Genomic DNA, 14,953 nt, shown 5'->3' on the forward strand with positions numbered 1-14,953 from the left:
TTTGCCGGGGCGGGCAAACGAAAAGCCCGGCGGGCGCCGGGCTGGTTTGTGGCAATTTCCGCTCAGGCCTGAGGCGGCTGCGCCGCAGGCACCGACACCTGGTAGGTCGCCGGCGCCGGCCAGCCTTGCTTGATGCAGACCTCGGCGATGGCATTCTGGACATCGTTGGAGACCTGGCCGAAATTGGCCGTAGAGGCATGGATACGCAGCGCCAGCAGCGTGCCGATGGCATTGAACTCAAGGATAACGACCGACGGCGCCGGGGTTTCCAGCACATTGGGAATGGCCATGATGCGCTCCATCAGGCGCGCGATGGCCTCCTGGGGATTGACGTTATAGGCAATCTGGCAACGCAGGTCGGTGCGGCGGGTGGCGTTGACGTTGTAGTTGACGATGTTTTCCGAGAACAGCTTGTTGTTGCCGATGACCACGCGCAGGTTGTTGTCGGTAGTAAGGATGGTGGTCACCAGGCCGATGTCGGCGACGGTGCCGGTCTGGCCGGCGGCGGTGATGTAGTCGCCGACCTTGAACGGGCGCAGCACCACTAGGAAGATGCCTGCCGCGAAGTTGGCCAGCAGGCCCGACCAGGCCACGCCCAGCGCCACGCCGACCGCGCCGATCATGGCGGCAAACGAGGTGGTGGGGATGCCGCACACTTCCAGGATGCCCATCACCAGCAGGATGCGCAGCACCACATGGGTAACGGAAATCGCGTAGTTGATCAGCGTGGCTTCGAACTGGCGGGCGGTGAGCACGCGCCGCACCACCTTGGCCAGGGTATTGATGAGGATCCCGCCGACGATCCAGATGGCGATGGCGGCAATCACCTTCAGGCCGAAAGGCACCAGGTAGAGGTTGATCAGCGTGTCAAGGTTGAGGAGAGGCTGTTGCATGCGGGGTTCCTTTTCTGCTTTTGTGTTTTTCGTCCGGGAATACGAGCAGGCCGTCTGAAGCTGACCAGGATGACAACATCCTGAGCGGGCCTGCGCAAGCTGATTAGTTCGCCGTGGCGCACATTTGTTGCAATACAACAGCCATTTTATGCGATGAGGCCGTCCAAAAAGAGCGCTCCCCCGCAAAACGGCATGCTTTGCGGGGGAGCGGTCATGGTCTTCCTCTGGCCGGCATGTCAACAGCGCCGGCCGGCGAGTTCAGGATTTTCAGCGCTTGAGCGCGCGCCAGCCGATGTCGCGGCGCATTTGCGAGCCTTCGAAGTGGATCAGGTCGGCGGCGGCATAGGCATGCTTCTGGGCAACCTTGACGCTGTCGCCCAGGCCCACCACGCACAGCACGCGGCCGCCCGAGGTGGTCAGGCGGTCGCCGGTCAGGGTGGTGCCGGCGTGGAAGGTCACGCAATCGGGCGTCTCGGCCGGGATGTCGGTGATCAGGTCGCCCTGGCGCGGCGTGTCGGGATAGTTGTAGGCCGCCATCACCACGCCCAGCGCGGTGCGGCGGTCCCATTCCAGTTCCACCTTGTCCAGCGTGCCGGACACCGCGTGCTCGAACACCGTCAGCAGGTCGGTCTTCAGGCGCGCCATGATCGGCTGGGTTTCCGGGTCGCCCATGCGGCAGTTGAATTCCAGCGTCTTCGGATTGCCTTCGTCGTCGATCATCAGGCCGGCATACAGGAAGCCGGAGAACGGGATGCCGTCCTTGGCCATGCCCTGCACGGTCGGCACGATGATTTCGCGCATCACGCGCGCATGCAGCGCCGGGGTGACGATGGGAGCGGGCGAATAGGCGCCCATGCCGCCGGTGTTGGGGCCCTGGTCGTTGTCCTGCAGGCGCTTGTGGTCCTGGCTGGTGGCCAGCGGCAGGATGTTCTTGCCGTCCACCATGACGATGAAGGACGCTTCCTCGCCGGCCAGGAACTCCTCGATCACCACGCGCGCGCCGGCATCGCCCAGCTTGTTGTCCGATAGCATCATGTCGATCGCCGAATGCGCTTCTTCCAGCGTCATGGCGACCACCACGCCCTTGCCGGCGGCCAGGCCGTCGGCCTTGATCACGATCGGCGCGCCCTTTTGCGCGATGTAGTCGTGCGCCGCCTTCACATCGGAAAAGGTCTGGTATTCGGCGGTCGGGATCGCATGGCGCTTCATGAAGGCTTTGGCGAAGTCCTTGGAGCTTTCCAGCTGGGCCGCTTCCCGGGTTGGGCCGAAGATTTTCAGGCCGCGCGCGCGGAACACGTTGACGATGCCGGCCGCCAGCGGCGCTTCCGGGCCGACCACGGTCAGCGCCACATGCTCCTTCTCGGCGAAGTCGGCCAGCGCGGCCGGGTCGGTGATGGCGATGTTTTGCAGGCGTTCGTCCAGTGCGGTGCCGCCATTGCCGGGCGCGACATAGACAGTCTGGATGCGCGGCGACTTGGCAATGGACCAGGCCAGGGCATGTTCACGGCCACCGGAGCCGACAACTAGGATTTTCATGTGGATTCGCTTAAAAAATGAACTGGGGCGCGGAGCTAGGAAACAGAGCTAAGAAACGGAGCAGGAGTGGCGGATTATTCTTCAATGACGGCGTTGGTGTAGAGCTCCTGGGTATCGTCCAGGTTTTCCAGCGCGTCCAGCAGTTTTTGCATCCTGACGCCATCTTCGCCGGAGAACACGGTCTCGGTCGAGGGCTTCATGGTGATTTCGGCCACTTCGGCCTTGAAGCCGGCGGCTTCCATCGCGGCCTTGACGGCGGAGAAGTCGTTGGGGCCGGTCAGCACCTCGATGCCGCCTTCCTCGTCGGTGACCACATCTTCGGCGCCGGCTTCCAGCGCGGCTTCGATCACGGCGTTCTCGTCGGTGCCGGGCGCGTACATCAGTTGGCCGCAGTGCTTGAACAGGAAGGCCACCGAGCCTTCGGTGCCCATGTTGCCGCCGAACTTGGAAAAGGCGTGGCGCACTTCGGCCACGGTGCGCACGCGGTTGTCGGTCATGCAATCGACGATGATGGCCGCGCCGTTGATGCCGTAGCCTTCATAGCGCACTTCCTCGTAGTTCACGCCGTCCAGGGCGCCGGTGCCGCGCTGGATGGCGCGGGTCACGTTGTCCTTGGGCATGTTGGCATCCGAGGCGCGATCCACTGCCAGGCGCAGGCGCGGGTTGGCGTCCGGGTCGCCGCCGCCCATGCGGGCGGCCACGGTGATTTCCTTGATCAGGCGGGTCCAGATACGACCGCGCCTTTCGTCCTGACGGCCCTTACGGTGTTGGATATTGGCCCATTTGCTGTGTCCAGCCATGTTGGATCTTTCTTGCGAGATAAGTAATATCAGAACGCATCAGCGCACACATCGGTAACATCAGGAACATTTCCGGGGCGGGTTCTGACTATAATCGGGCCAGAATTTTACCATATCGCCATCCCCCGATTTTTTGCCCTGAGAGCCCCCAGACCATGACCAATCCGCTTCCCATTGCACAAAACGCCGCGCAGCAACTGAGCCTGTTGCCGCAGTTGGCCAACCGCCACGGCTGCATCACCGGCGCCACCGGCACCGGCAAGACGGTGACGCTGCAGGTGCTGGCCCAGGCGCTGTCGGATATCGGCGTGCCGGTGTTCATGGCCGACGTCAAGGGCGACCTGTCCGGCCTGGGCAAGGCTGGCAGCGCCTCGCCCAAGCTCAAGCAGCGCCTGGCCCAGCTGGCCCTGCCCGAACCGGCCTGGGCCGCCGCCCCGGTGGCATTCTGGGATGTCTACGGCGAAAAGGGCCATCCGGTGCGCGCCACGGTCTCCGACATGGGGCCGCTGATGCTATCGCGCATGCTGAACCTGAACGATACCCAGCAAGGCGTGCTGCAGCTCGTGTTCAAGATCGCCGATGACAACGGCCTGCTGCTGCTCGATACCAAGGACCTGCGCGCCATGCTGCAGCACGTGGGCGATCACGCGGCCGAGTTCAAGACCGAATATGGCAACATCTCGGTGGCCAGCATCGGCGCCATCCAGCGCGGGCTGATCGCCATCGACGAGCAGGGCGGCGACAAATTCTTCGGCGAGCCCATGCTCAACATCGAGGACTGGATGCAGACCGACGCCGCGGGCAAGGGCATCATCAACATCCTGGCGGCCGACAAGCTGCTCAATGCGCCGCGCCTGTATTCCACCTTCTTGCTGTGGATGCTGTCCGAACTGTTCGAGCACCTGCCGGAAGTGGGCGACCTCGACAAGCCCAAGATGGCCTTCTTCTTCGACGAAGCCCACCTGCTGTTCGACGAGGCGCCCAAGCCGCTCTTGCAAAAGATCGAGCAGGTGGTGCGCCTGATCCGCTCCAAGGGCGTGGGCGTGTATTTCGTCACGCAGAACCCGCTGGACATCCCCGACACCGTGCTGGGCCAGCTCGGCAACCGCGTGCAGCACGCGCTGCGCGCCTACACCCCGCGCGACCAGAAGGCGGTGCAGGCCGCCGCCGAGACTTTCCGCGCCAACCCCCAGTTGAATACCGCGCAAGCCATCACCGAACTGGCAGTGGGCGAGGCGCTGGTGTCGTTCCTGGACGAGAAAGGCCGGCCCAACGTGGTCGAGCGCGGTTACGTGCTGACCCCGGCCTCGCAGATCGGCCCGGTGACCGACGACGAGCGGCGCGCGCTGATGGCCGCTTCGCTGGTGGCCGGCATCTACGAACAGGCGATCGACCGCGAATCCGCCTATGAACGCTTGAAGGGCCGCACAGTCCAGCAGCAGCCAGCGCCGCAGTCCGCCCCGGCCGATCCCAATGCCTGGGGCGCTTCGGCCGGGCGTCCGGCGCAACAATCGCAACAGCCGCAATCATCACAACAACCGCAGCAGCAAGACGAGGGCGGCGGCCTGGGCGACTTGCTCAAGGATGCCGCCGGCGGCATGTTCGGCGGCGGCGCAAGCAGCCGCCGCAGCGATTCGCCGCTGCAGGCGATGGTCAAGTCGGCCGCGCGCAGCCTCGGCTCGCAGGTCGGGCGCGAAATCATCCGCGGCGTGCTGGGTTCGCTGATGAAGAAACGTTGAACCGCTTGCCAGCGGCAGGCGGGGCCGGATAAACCCCTGTCCGGCGGCCATTCGCCGGACGGTTTACAATCGCGACCACGAGAACTCATTTCATCAGTAGGCGTGAAATGCGTTCTGAACAGAACCCGTAGGGAGCGGCTCATTTGGGCGGATTGCCGCGTTACGAACTTGCATCAAGACGCCCAGTCTTGGCCCAAGTTCGTGCCTTGCACTCCATCCCAGACGGGATACGCTCGCACTCACGCCTACTGATGAAATGAGTTCTACCATCGCCCATAATTCTTCCCACCGCCAGGCCTTCCTCGGCGGTTTGCTGCTGGCTATCGTTGGCGCCGTCTTCTTTTCCGCCAAGGCCATCGTCGCCAAGCTGATGTACCGCTACCAGGTCGATGCCGTGATGGTGCTCACCTTGCGCATGATCTTCGCCTTCCCGATGTTCCTCGCGGTGGCGATCTGGAAGGCCCGCAGCGAACCGCCGCTGGCGCGCGCCGATTACCTGCGCATCACGGTGCTGGGCCTGATGGGGTATTACCTGTCCAGCTTCCTCGACTTCCTCGGCCTGCAATACATTTCCGCCGGGCTGGAGCGGCTGATCCTGTTCCTGACGCCGTCCTTCGTGATGCTGATCGCCTTTGCTTTCTTCAAGCGCCGGGTCGGCTGGATCGAATGGGCGGCGCTGGCCGTGTCTTACTTCGGTACCGTGCTGGTGCTGCTGCACGACCTCAATACCGGCGGCAGCAATGTCATCCTCGGCAGCGCGCTGGTGCTGGGTTCGGCCTTCACCTATTCGATCTACCTGATTTCTTCCGGCGAGCTGGTGCGCCGCGTCGGCGCGATCCGGCTGGTGGCGTATGCGATGTGCGTGTCCACCGTCGCCTGCGTGATCCAGTTCTTCATCTTGCGCACGCCGTCCGCATTGTTCGTCCAGGCCGCCGGCGTCTACCAGCTGTCGCTGTTCAACGCCGTGTTCTGCACGGTGTTGCCGGTGTTCCTGACCATGGTCGCGGTGGCGCGCATCGGCGCTCCGACCGCCGCCCAGGCCGGACTGGTGGGGCCGGTGTCGACGCTGTTCATGGGCGCGGCGCTGCTGGACGAACCCATTACCGGCGTCCAGTTGGTCGGCACGGCGTTGGTGCTGTCAGGCATCTGGCTGCTGTCGCGCAAGAAGATTTGAACCGGCTGTCCCGAGACGGCCAATCCGATATTTCGATCGATCCAGAGAAAAAGGAGACTGACATGGCAAAAGCAATCCGCATGAGCAAGACCGGTGGCCCCGAGGTGATGGAATACGTCGATGTCGAGGTGGGCGAACCCGGGCCGGGCGAGGTGCGCATCCGCCACGCGGCGGTCGGCCTGAACTTCATCGATGTGTATTTCCGTTCCGGGCTGTACCCGCAGCCACTGCCTGCCGGCCTGGGGCAAGAAGCGGCCGGCACCATCGAGGCGGTCGGCCCCGGCGTGGCCAGCTTCCAGGTGGGCGACCGCGTCGCCTATGCCGGCCGCCCCAACGGCGCCTATGCCGAAGAGCGTGTGATGCCGGCCGACATCCTGGTCAAGCTGCCCGATGCGATCGGCTTCGATACCGCCGCGGCCATGATGCTGCAAGGGATGACCGTGCAATACCTGCTGCGCCAGACCTATCCGGTCAAGGCCGGCGAGACCATCCTGTTCCACGCCGCCGCCGGCGGGATCGGCCTGATTGCCTGCCAATGGGCGCGCGCGCTGGGCGTGAACGTGATCGGCACCGTCAGCAGCGACGAAAAGGCGGCGCTGGCGCTCAAGCACGGCTGCACCCATGTCATCAATTACAAGACCGAGAACTTCGTCGAGCGCGTCAAGGAAATCACCGGCGGAAAAGGCGTGCCGGTGGTCTACGATTCGATCGGCAAGGATACTTTCATCGGTTCGCTGGATTGCTTGCGCCCGCGCGGCATGATGGTCAGCTTCGGCAGCGCTTCCGGCCCGGTCGCGCCGTTCGGCGTGTCGGAACTGGTATCGCGCGGTTCGCTGTTCCTGACCCGGCCATCGCTGGGCAACTACACCGCCACCCGCGCCGACCTCGACGCCACCGCCGCCGACCTGTTCGCCATGGTCGAAAGCAAGCAGATCAGCATCGAGATCAACCAGCGCTATGCGCTCAAGGATGCGGGGCAGGCGCATGCCGACCTGGAAGCGCGCAAGACCACCGGCTCGACTATCCTGATTCCCTGACCATTGCCGCGAGGCCTGGAGGCCAATGCCATGAGTGACTTGCAGAACGATCCCGGGCGCAGCAACCCGATGGGGCATCCGCCGGAGCAGCCGGCCGGGGATGACGGCTCGCCCAGGTTCGGGCGCTTGCTGGCGGTGCTGATTTGCGCCGTGTTGCTGATCGTGGCCATTACCTTTGGCAGCGAAGCCTATTTCTCGTAACCGCCACGGTTGGGCCTGGCATTCAGGCGCGGGTCATGGCGCGGGTTTGCCGTCTTTTTCGACCTGGATCTTGATGTGCCGGGTCACGCCGCTGGGACCGGGGAATTCGGAGAAGGCCGCGCGCACCATGTAGGGCATGGCCGCCGCCAGGCCGCCGCGGTTGCCGTCGCTGTCGACCACCACGTCATACAGCGGCTTGCCGTCGCCGGCGTTGGCGATGGCGATCTGCAGGCGGCGCAGGAATACCGGATAGCTGGTGGTCTGCATCGGCCCGCCGTACCAGAACGGATCGTAGAACGGCCCATAGGGGCCATAGAAGCCGTAAGGATGGGGGCCGAAACGGCCCCAGCCGGGCGCCGGGCCATAGAAAAAGGGATCGTAGGCCGGGCGGGTTACCACCACCTGCTCGGTGTTGATGCCATAGCGGAAACTGACGCTGAGTTGCGCCGACTTCTTGTCGGCCGCCTCGCGAAAGCCCAGGGCTTGCAACTGCTGGCCGATCAGGCGGGCATAGTTGCCGTATTCGAGATTGTTCTCCTGCTCCTTGGCAGGGGCGAACACGTAGGATTTGCCATTGGCCTCGGCCGGCCATGCGTGGAAGGCGGTCACATCGCTTTCGACCACGGAAGCGCAGCCCGACAGCAGCAGGCTGGCGGCCGCGATGAATAAAAAGAGCCGGCGTTTCATGGCATATCTCCAATCAAGATAAAACTGCCCGCGGCGTGGCCGGGTCGGGCGATGAAGCTTCGACCGGCACAGGCGTGTTTCGATCCCGGGCGAGCATGGCGTCTATTGTAGTGCGGTAGTGCGGCAGTAGTGCGGCAGGCGAAAGCGGTTGCCGTCGCAGCACAGGCGGCAACCCCTGCTTTTCCGGAAAGGCAAGAACGTTCCGCGCCAGCGCAGGTCTGTGCCAGAAGCAGGATGGATTTCGCCGCCGCGATTGCCGTCTTTCTGCCCGCGAGGCGCGGGTTGATTGGTAAAATCCGGCTTTGGCCCGTTTTTTCTTCATTTCCTTTCCCGGACAGGCTCCATGCGCACCGATACGCCACAGACGATCCACCGTAAAGACTACGCCGCTCCCAACTATCTGGTCGATACCGTTGAAATGGGATTCGACCTGGAACCCGCCGCCACCCGCGTGGCGACCCGCATCGCCATGCGCCGCAACCCGGCCGCGGCCGGCCGCGACATCGTGCTGTTCGGCGAAGAGCTGGAACTGGTCGCCCTGCGCGTCAACGGCAAGACGCTGGCCAAGGGCGACTACCGCCTGGCCGGCCACGTGCTGACCATTCCGGCGGCGCCGGCCAAGGCCGTGCTGGAGATCGAGACGCTCACCCATCCCGACCGCAATACCTCGCTGATGGGCTTGTACGTCTCCAACGGCAATTTCTTCACCCAGTGCGAAGCCGAGGGCTTCCGCAAGATCACCTTCTTCCCGGATCGTCCGGACGTGATGGCGAAGTACACGGTCATGTTGCGCGCCGACAAGAAGAAATACCCGGTGCTGCTGTCCAACGGCAACCTGGTCGAGCAGGGCGACCTGCCCGGCGGCCGCCACTACGCCAAATGGGAAGACCCGTTCAAGAAGCCGTCTTATTTGTTCGCGCTGGTGGCCGGCGACCTGGTCTGCCAGGAAGAGACCTACAAGCTCGAGTCCGGCCGCGAAGTGCTGCTGCAGGTGTGGGTGGAAGAGGGCAACCTCGACAAGACCCAGCATGCGATGGATTCGCTCAAGAACAGCATCGCCTGGGACGTCGAGCGCTTCGGCCTGGAGCTGGACCTGGACCGCTTCATGATCGTCGCCGTCGGCGACTTCAACATGGGCGCGATGGAAAACAAGGGCTTGAACATCTTCAACACCAAGTACGTGCTGGCCAACCCGCGCATCGCCACCGATGTCGACTTCGCCAACATCGAAGCGGTGGTCGGGCACGAATATTTCCACAACTGGACCGGCAACCGCGTGACTTGCCGCGACTGGTTCCAGCTGTCGCTGAAGGAAGGCCTCACCGTCTTCCGCGACCAGGAATTCTCGGCCGACATGATCGGCACCGACAGCGGCCGCGCCGTCAAGCGCATCGACGACGTGCGCGTGCTGCGCCAGGCGCAGTTCCCGGAAGACGCCGGCCCGATGGCGCACCCGGTGCGGCCCGACTCCTACGTCGAGATCAACAACTTCTACACCGTCACCATCTACGAAAAAGGCGCCGAAGTGGTGCGCATGTACCAGACCTTGCTGGGCCGCAAGGGCTTTCGCAAGGGCATGGACCTGTACTTCAAGCGGCACGACGGCCAGGCCGTGACCTGCGACGACTTCCGTACCGCCATGGCCGACGCCAACCAGCGCGACCTGAGCCAGTTCGAACGCTGGTATAGCCAGTCCGGCACCCCCCAGGTCGATGCCAGCGTGCGTTACGACGCCAGGGGCAAGACCCTGGAACTGACGCTGGAGCAAAGCTGCCCGGCCACGCCCGGCCAGAAGAAGAAATTGCCTTTCCATATCCCCGTCGCCGTCGGACTGCTGGACGCCAAGGGACGCGACATCCCCCTCAGGCTCGAAGGCGAGGGCGCCGGGGCAGCAGCCGGCACCCGCGTGCTGGAACTGACCAAGGCCAGGCAGACGTTCCGTTTCACCGGCATCGATGCGGCCCCGGTGCCGTCGATCCTGCGCGGCTTCTCGGCGCCGGTGGTGCTGAAATACGAATACAGCGATGCCGAGCTGGCCTTCCTGATGGCGCACGACAGCGATCCGTTCAACCGCTGGGAAGCCGGGCAGCGCCTGGCCATGCGCCGCCTGCTCAACCTCACGGTGGCGGTGCAGGCCGCGCGCCAGTCCGGCCATGTGGTGGCGGTCGATACCGTGCTCAACAACATCGAACACGATGGCGCCCTGGCCGATGCGCTGCGCGCCACGCTCAACGATGAGTCGCTCGATCCGGCATTCCGCGAACTGGCGCTGACGCTGCCGTCCGAAACCATGATCGCCGAGCAGATGGAAGTGATCGATCCGCACGCCATCCACATCGCCCGCCAGTTCCTGCGCCGTTCGCTGGCGCGCGCGCTGCGCGACGATCTGCTGGCGGCCTATCATGCCAACCGGACGCCCGGCGCCTACAGTCCGGATGCCGCCTCGGCCGGCCGCCGCGCACTCAAGAATGTGGCGCTGTCCTACCTGGCCGAGCTGGATGACGCCGAAGCGCTGGCACTGGCGCAGCGCCAGGACGCCGAGGCCAACAACATGACCGACCGCCTGGCCGCGCTGGCGGCGCTGGTCAACAGTACCGCCAGCGGCAAGAGCGAGGCGCTGCAAGGTTTCTACGACGAGTTCGACAGCGAGGCGCTGGTGATCGACAAGTGGTTCACGCTGCAAGCCACGGCCCGCGATGCCGACGTCAACACCGTGCGCTCGCTGGCCGCGCACCCCGCATTCACGCTCAAGAACCCCAATCGCGCGCGCAGCCTGATCTTCAGCTTCTGCAACGGCAACCCCTCGGCTTTCCACGCGCTGGACGGCAATGGCTACACCTTCTGGGCCGAACAGGTCATCGCACTCAACGGCAGCAATCCGCAAGTCGCCGCGCGCCTGGCGCGCAGCCTGGACCGCTGGCGCAAATACACGCCGGCGCTGCAGGAGAAAATGCGCCTGGCGTTGCAACAGGTGGCGTCGTCGCCCGATTTGTCGCGCGACGTTGCCGAAGTCGTCACCAAGGCGCTGGCGGATTGAGCCCAGGAATTGCGCACAGACATAGCATTCATCATTTTCAAACAGGGAAGAACACCATGAAACGCATCAGCCTCACGCAACACCTGATCGAGCAGCAGCGCCTGCACAACAAGATTCCGTCCGAACTGCGCCTGTTGATCGAAGTCGTCGGCCGCGCCTGCAAGTCGATTTCGCACGCCGTCGGCAAGGGCGCGCTGGGCGAGGTGCTGGGCAGCGCCGGCAGCGAAAACGTGCAGGGCGAAGTGCAGAAGAAACTGGACGTGATCTCCAACGAGATCCTGCTGGAAGCCAACGAATGGGGCGGCCACCTGGCGGCCATGGCATCCGAGGAAATGGAGACCATCCACCGCATCCCCAACCGCTACCCGAAGGGCGAATACCTGCTGATGTTCGACCCGCTGGACGGCTCTTCCAACATCGACGTCAACGTCTCCATCGGCACCATCTTCTCGGTGCTCAAGGCGCCGGACGGCATGGCCGAGCCGAGCGAAAAGGACTTCATGCAGCCCGGCACCAGGCAGGTCGCCGCCGGCTATGCCGTGTACGGCCCGCAAACCGTGCTGGTGCTGACCACCGGCGACGGCGTGCATTGCTTCACGCTGGACCGCGAAATGGGCGCCTGGGTGCTCACCCAAAAGGACATCCAGATCCCGGCCGACACCAAGGAATTCGCCATCAACGCCTCCAACCAGCGTCACTGGTTCCCGCCGGTCAAGCGTTACGTCGATGAAATGCTGGCCGGCGTCACCGGTCCGCGCGGCAAGGACTTCAACATGCGCTGGATCGCCTCGATGGTGGCCGACGTGCACCGCATCCTCAATCGCGGCGGCATCTTCATGTACCCGGCCGACGCCCGCGAACCGGAAAAGCCAGGCAAGCTGCGCCTGATGTATGAAGCCAACCCGATGGCCTTCATCGTCGAGCAGGCCGGCGGCGCCGCCACCGATGGCAAGCAGCGCATCCTCGACATCCAGCCGGAAAAGCTGCACCAGCGCGTGGCCGTGTTCCTGGGATCGAAGAACGAAGTGGAGCGCGTGACTTCCTATCACAAGGAATAAGCGGGCATAAAAGCAGGAATAAACGCGGGAATAAAGCAGCAGGCCGTCGCAGGACGGCTTGCACAGCATCGAAAACGGCGCCGGCATGCAGCATGCCGGCGCCGTTTTTCATGCCGCGTTTTTTACGGCTCAAACGGTATCGGGCATTTGCCTGGCTTGCCGCATCTGGTTGCGTCCGCCGCGCTTGGCTTCGTACAGCGCGGCATCGGCTTTTCCGAGCAGTTCTTCCATCGGCGGGATGTGCTGCCGGTCGGGCAGGATGCTATTGACGCCGGCGCTCACGGTGACCACGGCGGCCGGGCTGGCGCTGTGGGCAATGCCCAGCGCCTGGATGCCCGCCCGGATGGTTTCAGCGATTTGCGCCGCGCCGGCTTCATCGGTATTGGGCAGCAGCAACAGCATCTCTTCGCCGCCGTAGCGCACGGCCAGATCGGAAGACCTGCGCTCCTGGTTCTTGAGCACTTTGCCGATCTGGCGCAGGCATTCATCGCCGGCCTGGTGGCCATAGATGTCGTTGTATTGCTTGAAGAAATCGACGTCGATGAGCACCAGCGACAATGGGCCGCCGCCCCGGCAGGCGCGTCGGTACTCTTTTTCCAGCACATGGTCGAAATGGCGGCGGTTGGCCAGTCCGGTCAGGCCATCCTGGTGCGCCAGCGTTTCCAGGGTACGGTTCAACTCCTGCAGTTCGTCTTTGGCTTTGAGAGCCTTGAGCTCGGCTTGCAGGCGCAATTCGATCTGGCCGATCAGGTGCCAGCCGAAGGTCGCGATCAGCAGCAGCAGGAGCAGGACCCCTATGCTGTAGACCGCCGTTTCCTGATACCAGTCTGCCAGGACATCGTCTTCGGACAAGGCGACCGTAACCACCAGCGGATACTTTCTGATCGCCTGGTAGCTGAACAGCCTGCGCACGCCGTCGATGCGCGAATTGTTGGCGATGGCGCCGGTCTGGGCCGCCGGCAGCAACTGGCGGAACAGCCGGCTGTCGCTGAAGTCCCGGTTGACCAGTTTTTCATCGAAAGGCTGGCGCGTGAGCAGCGTCCCGTCGCGTAGCAGCAATCCGATGGATCCCCGGGCGCCGACATCGAACGTGCGGTAAAACTCGGTGAAGTAGGCCAGGTCGATCGTCGCCAGCGCGACGCCGGCAAAACTGCCGTCCTGGTGATTGATGCGCCGGGAGACCGGGATGACCCAGCGGCCCGTGCTGCGGCTGCGCAGTACCGTGCCGATCAGCGGAGTGCGGTCGTCGTGACCGCGATGGAAAATGAAGTAGGGGCGGTCGCTGCTGTTGCCGTCCTGATGCGGCTCGCCGGAGGAGTTGACGACCCAGTTGCCCAGCTCGTCGCAGATCAGCAAGCCGTCCAGTTCAGGCATTTCAACGGAAAGGCGATGCAGCAACGGCGCCATCTCCGCCACCAGGGGGTTGCCCATGCCCTGGGCGGCGACGCGGTCGGCCACGTTGAGCAACAGCCCGTCGATGGATTGGAAGGCATCGTTGGCATGTTGCGCCAGCGCCCTGGCCATGTTGCCGGAAACGATCCGGGCGTTGTCCAGATCGCTGTTGCGCGCCCCCCAGCTTTGCCATCCATGCAGTACCGTAATGGCCACGCAGGCCAGGACGACAAACAGCTTGGCGCGTTTTGATACGGGGTGCATCTTTTCCTGGCGTTCCCCTGGCCGTATCGCTTGCATGCGAATACCCCTTGAAATCGGTCGCCTGTTTTTGTCCCCCAGCTGGCAGCCGTAAGGATCAGTATAGGGAGAAGGTTAAGCCCGCAGCCGGAAAATTGAAAGGGAAAACATGCTTAATTCGGCGGCCGGCGCATGAGTCGCACGCTATGGACGGCAGTGAGTCCCACCGATATCCAGATCGGCACATAAGTGCCCAACTGGGCCGCGCCGAGCGACTCGCCCAGCACCGCCATGGCGACCAGCACCAGCAGCACCGGCTCGACATAGCCGAGGATGCCGAACAATCCCATCGGCAGCAATTTGCCGGCGCGCAGATAGCAGGTCAGCGCCACCATGCTGAGTATGCCCAGCCCGGGCAGCAACAGGTACATTGCCGGTTCCCGCACCGTAAGAGAGAACGAACCGTTCAGCGCCAACGCCAGGGCGGCGACCGGCACCAGCAGCAACAGTTCGACCGTGAAGACCAGCAGCGAATCCAGCCTGATGCGGCGACGCAAGATAAAGTAGGGCGGATAACCCAGCGCCACCAGCAGCGTGGGCCATGAAAACGCGCGCGTCATCCAGAGTTCGTGCGCCACGCCGGCCAGTGCGCAGAGTACCGCCATGCGCTGCAGCAAATTGAGCCGCTCGCCGTAATGGAAACGTCCCACCAGCACCATCGTGAGCGGCAGCAGGAAATATCCCAGCGACACCTCCAGCGCGCGGCCGTTGACCGGGGCCCACAAGAACAGCCATTGCTGCACGCCCAGCATGGCGGCCATGGCCAGCAGCGAGAGGCACTTGCCGGGATCGCGGGCGATCTCGCCACAGGCCGTTTTCAGTTGCGCGCCGTGGCGGCGCCAGGCGATCAGGGCCAGTACCGCGACCGTGGTCCAGAGGATGCGCCAGGCGAAGATGTCCAGGCCGTCGAGCGGCGCCAGCAGGCGGGTATAGCCGGAGAGGAGGGCGAACAGCGTGGACGCCAGCACCGACAGGCCGATGCCGCGGACGGTTTCATGGTGGTTCATACGATGCCAATCGGGTTGGCCGCTGCGCCTCGGTCGGGCAGCGGCAAAGACGCGATTCTACGGCATGCGGATGCCGGCGTCAGAGGCCGGAC

12 protein-coding genes are annotated in these 14,953 nt (G+C 64.0%); 6 read left to right on the top strand and 6 right to left on the bottom strand.

Annotation, left to right across the window (positions count from 1 at the left end):
* Window positions 1–62: 62 nt before the first annotated feature.
* From FB598_RS01235 to FB598_RS01245, 3 genes are all read right to left on the bottom strand, one after another.
* A complete protein-coding gene (locus tag FB598_RS01235) occupies window positions 63–893 on the bottom strand; it encodes a mechanosensitive ion channel family protein (protein WP_141911845.1) in 831 nt (276 codons plus the stop codon).
* 267 nt (window positions 894–1,160) lie between these two features.
* Window positions 1,161–2,429, bottom strand: coding sequence for a phosphoribosylamine--glycine ligase (gene purD / locus FB598_RS01240; RefSeq protein WP_141911847.1), 1,269 nt, complete (start codon window positions 2,427–2,429; stop codon window positions 1,161–1,163).
* Window positions 2,430–2,503: 74 nt separating this feature from the next.
* Window positions 2,504–3,229: a YebC/PmpR family DNA-binding transcriptional regulator gene (locus FB598_RS01245; RefSeq protein ID WP_141911850.1), complete on the bottom strand. Its 726-nt coding sequence runs from the start codon at window positions 3,227–3,229 to the stop codon at window positions 2,504–2,506.
* 155 nt (window positions 3,230–3,384) lie between these two features.
* Here FB598_RS01245 and FB598_RS01250 point away from each other — a divergent pair, with 155 nt between their 5' ends.
* From FB598_RS01250 to FB598_RS20605, 4 genes are all read left to right on the top strand, one after another.
* On the top strand, window positions 3,385–4,968 hold the full coding sequence (locus FB598_RS01250) for a helicase HerA-like C-terminal domain-containing protein (RefSeq protein ID WP_141911853.1): 1,584 nt from the start codon (window positions 3,385–3,387) through the stop codon (window positions 4,966–4,968).
* Between the two features lie 256 nt (window positions 4,969–5,224).
* Window positions 5,225–6,142 (top strand): DMT family transporter, encoded by a 918-nt coding sequence (locus FB598_RS01255; RefSeq protein WP_141911855.1) that lies wholly within the window; start codon window positions 5,225–5,227, stop codon window positions 6,140–6,142.
* A gap of 62 nt (window positions 6,143–6,204) precedes the next feature.
* Window positions 6,205–7,179 (top strand): quinone oxidoreductase, encoded by a 975-nt coding sequence (locus FB598_RS01260; protein WP_141911857.1) that lies wholly within the window; start codon window positions 6,205–6,207, stop codon window positions 7,177–7,179.
* A gap of 30 nt (window positions 7,180–7,209) precedes the next feature.
* Window positions 7,210–7,380 carry a hypothetical protein gene (locus FB598_RS20605; protein ID WP_183405774.1) on the top strand — a complete coding sequence of 57 codons (171 nt, stop codon included), beginning with the start codon at window positions 7,210–7,212 and terminating at the stop codon, window positions 7,378–7,380.
* A 33-nt stretch (window positions 7,381–7,413) separates the two neighbouring features.
* Here the strand turns inward: FB598_RS20605 and FB598_RS01265 are convergent, their stop codons facing one another.
* Window positions 7,414–8,067, bottom strand: a complete 654-nt coding sequence (locus FB598_RS01265; RefSeq protein ID WP_141911860.1) for a DUF4136 domain-containing protein — start codon at window positions 8,065–8,067, stop codon at window positions 7,414–7,416.
* 343 nt (window positions 8,068–8,410) lie between these two features.
* On the opposite strand from FB598_RS01265, the gene pepN reads away from it, so the two are divergent.
* Window positions 8,411–11,104, top strand: coding sequence for an aminopeptidase N (pepN, locus tag FB598_RS01270; protein ID WP_141911862.1), 2,694 nt, complete (start codon window positions 8,411–8,413; stop codon window positions 11,102–11,104).
* Between the two features lie 56 nt (window positions 11,105–11,160).
* Window positions 11,161–12,162, top strand: a complete 1,002-nt coding sequence (locus tag FB598_RS01275; protein WP_141911864.1) for a class 1 fructose-bisphosphatase — start codon at window positions 11,161–11,163, stop codon at window positions 12,160–12,162.
* Between the two features lie 129 nt (window positions 12,163–12,291).
* On the opposite strand, the gene FB598_RS01280 is transcribed toward FB598_RS01275, so the two are convergent.
* On the bottom strand, window positions 12,292–13,818 hold the full coding sequence (locus tag FB598_RS01280) for a GGDEF domain-containing protein (RefSeq protein WP_255463929.1): 1,527 nt from the start codon (window positions 13,816–13,818) through the stop codon (window positions 12,292–12,294).
* Between the two features lie 149 nt (window positions 13,819–13,967).
* Entirely contained in the window at window positions 13,968–14,861 is an 894-nt protein-coding gene (rarD, locus tag FB598_RS01285) for an EamA family transporter RarD (RefSeq protein ID WP_141911869.1), read from the bottom strand.
* Between the last annotated feature and the right edge of the window lie 92 nt (window positions 14,862–14,953).

Source organism: Herbaspirillum sp. SJZ106, from assembly GCF_006715495.1.
In the GTDB taxonomy this organism is placed as follows: Bacteria; Pseudomonadota; Gammaproteobacteria; order Burkholderiales; family Burkholderiaceae_D; genus Herbaspirillum.

Bases quoted from the DNA above. Each gene is read 5' to 3' on its own strand.
- FB598_RS01235 (WP_141911845.1), bottom strand. From the start codon at position 893: ATGCAACAGCCTCTCCTCAACCTTGACACGCTGATCAACCTCTACCTG.
- purD (WP_141911847.1), bottom strand. From the start codon at position 2,429: ATGAAAATCCTAGTTGTCGGCTCCGGTGGCCGTGAACATGCCCTGGCC.
- FB598_RS01245 (WP_141911850.1), bottom strand. From the start codon at position 3,229: ATGGCTGGACACAGCAAATGGGCCAATATCCAACACCGTAAGGGCCGT.
- FB598_RS01250 (WP_141911853.1), top strand. From the start codon at position 3,385: ATGACCAATCCGCTTCCCATTGCACAAAACGCCGCGCAGCAACTGAGC.
- FB598_RS01255 (WP_141911855.1), top strand. From the start codon at position 5,225: ATGAGTTCTACCATCGCCCATAATTCTTCCCACCGCCAGGCCTTCCTC.
- FB598_RS01260 (WP_141911857.1), top strand. From the start codon at position 6,205: ATGGCAAAAGCAATCCGCATGAGCAAGACCGGTGGCCCCGAGGTGATG.
- FB598_RS20605 (WP_183405774.1), top strand. From the start codon at position 7,210: ATGAGTGACTTGCAGAACGATCCCGGGCGCAGCAACCCGATGGGGCAT.
- FB598_RS01265 (WP_141911860.1), bottom strand. From the start codon at position 8,067: ATGAAACGCCGGCTCTTTTTATTCATCGCGGCCGCCAGCCTGCTGCTG.
- pepN (WP_141911862.1), top strand. From the start codon at position 8,411: ATGCGCACCGATACGCCACAGACGATCCACCGTAAAGACTACGCCGCT.
- FB598_RS01275 (WP_141911864.1), top strand. From the start codon at position 11,161: ATGAAACGCATCAGCCTCACGCAACACCTGATCGAGCAGCAGCGCCTG.
- FB598_RS01280 (WP_255463929.1), bottom strand. From the start codon at position 13,818: ATGCACCCCGTATCAAAACGCGCCAAGCTGTTTGTCGTCCTGGCCTGC.
- rarD (WP_141911869.1), bottom strand. From the start codon at position 14,861: ATGAACCACCATGAAACCGTCCGCGGCATCGGCCTGTCGGTGCTGGCG.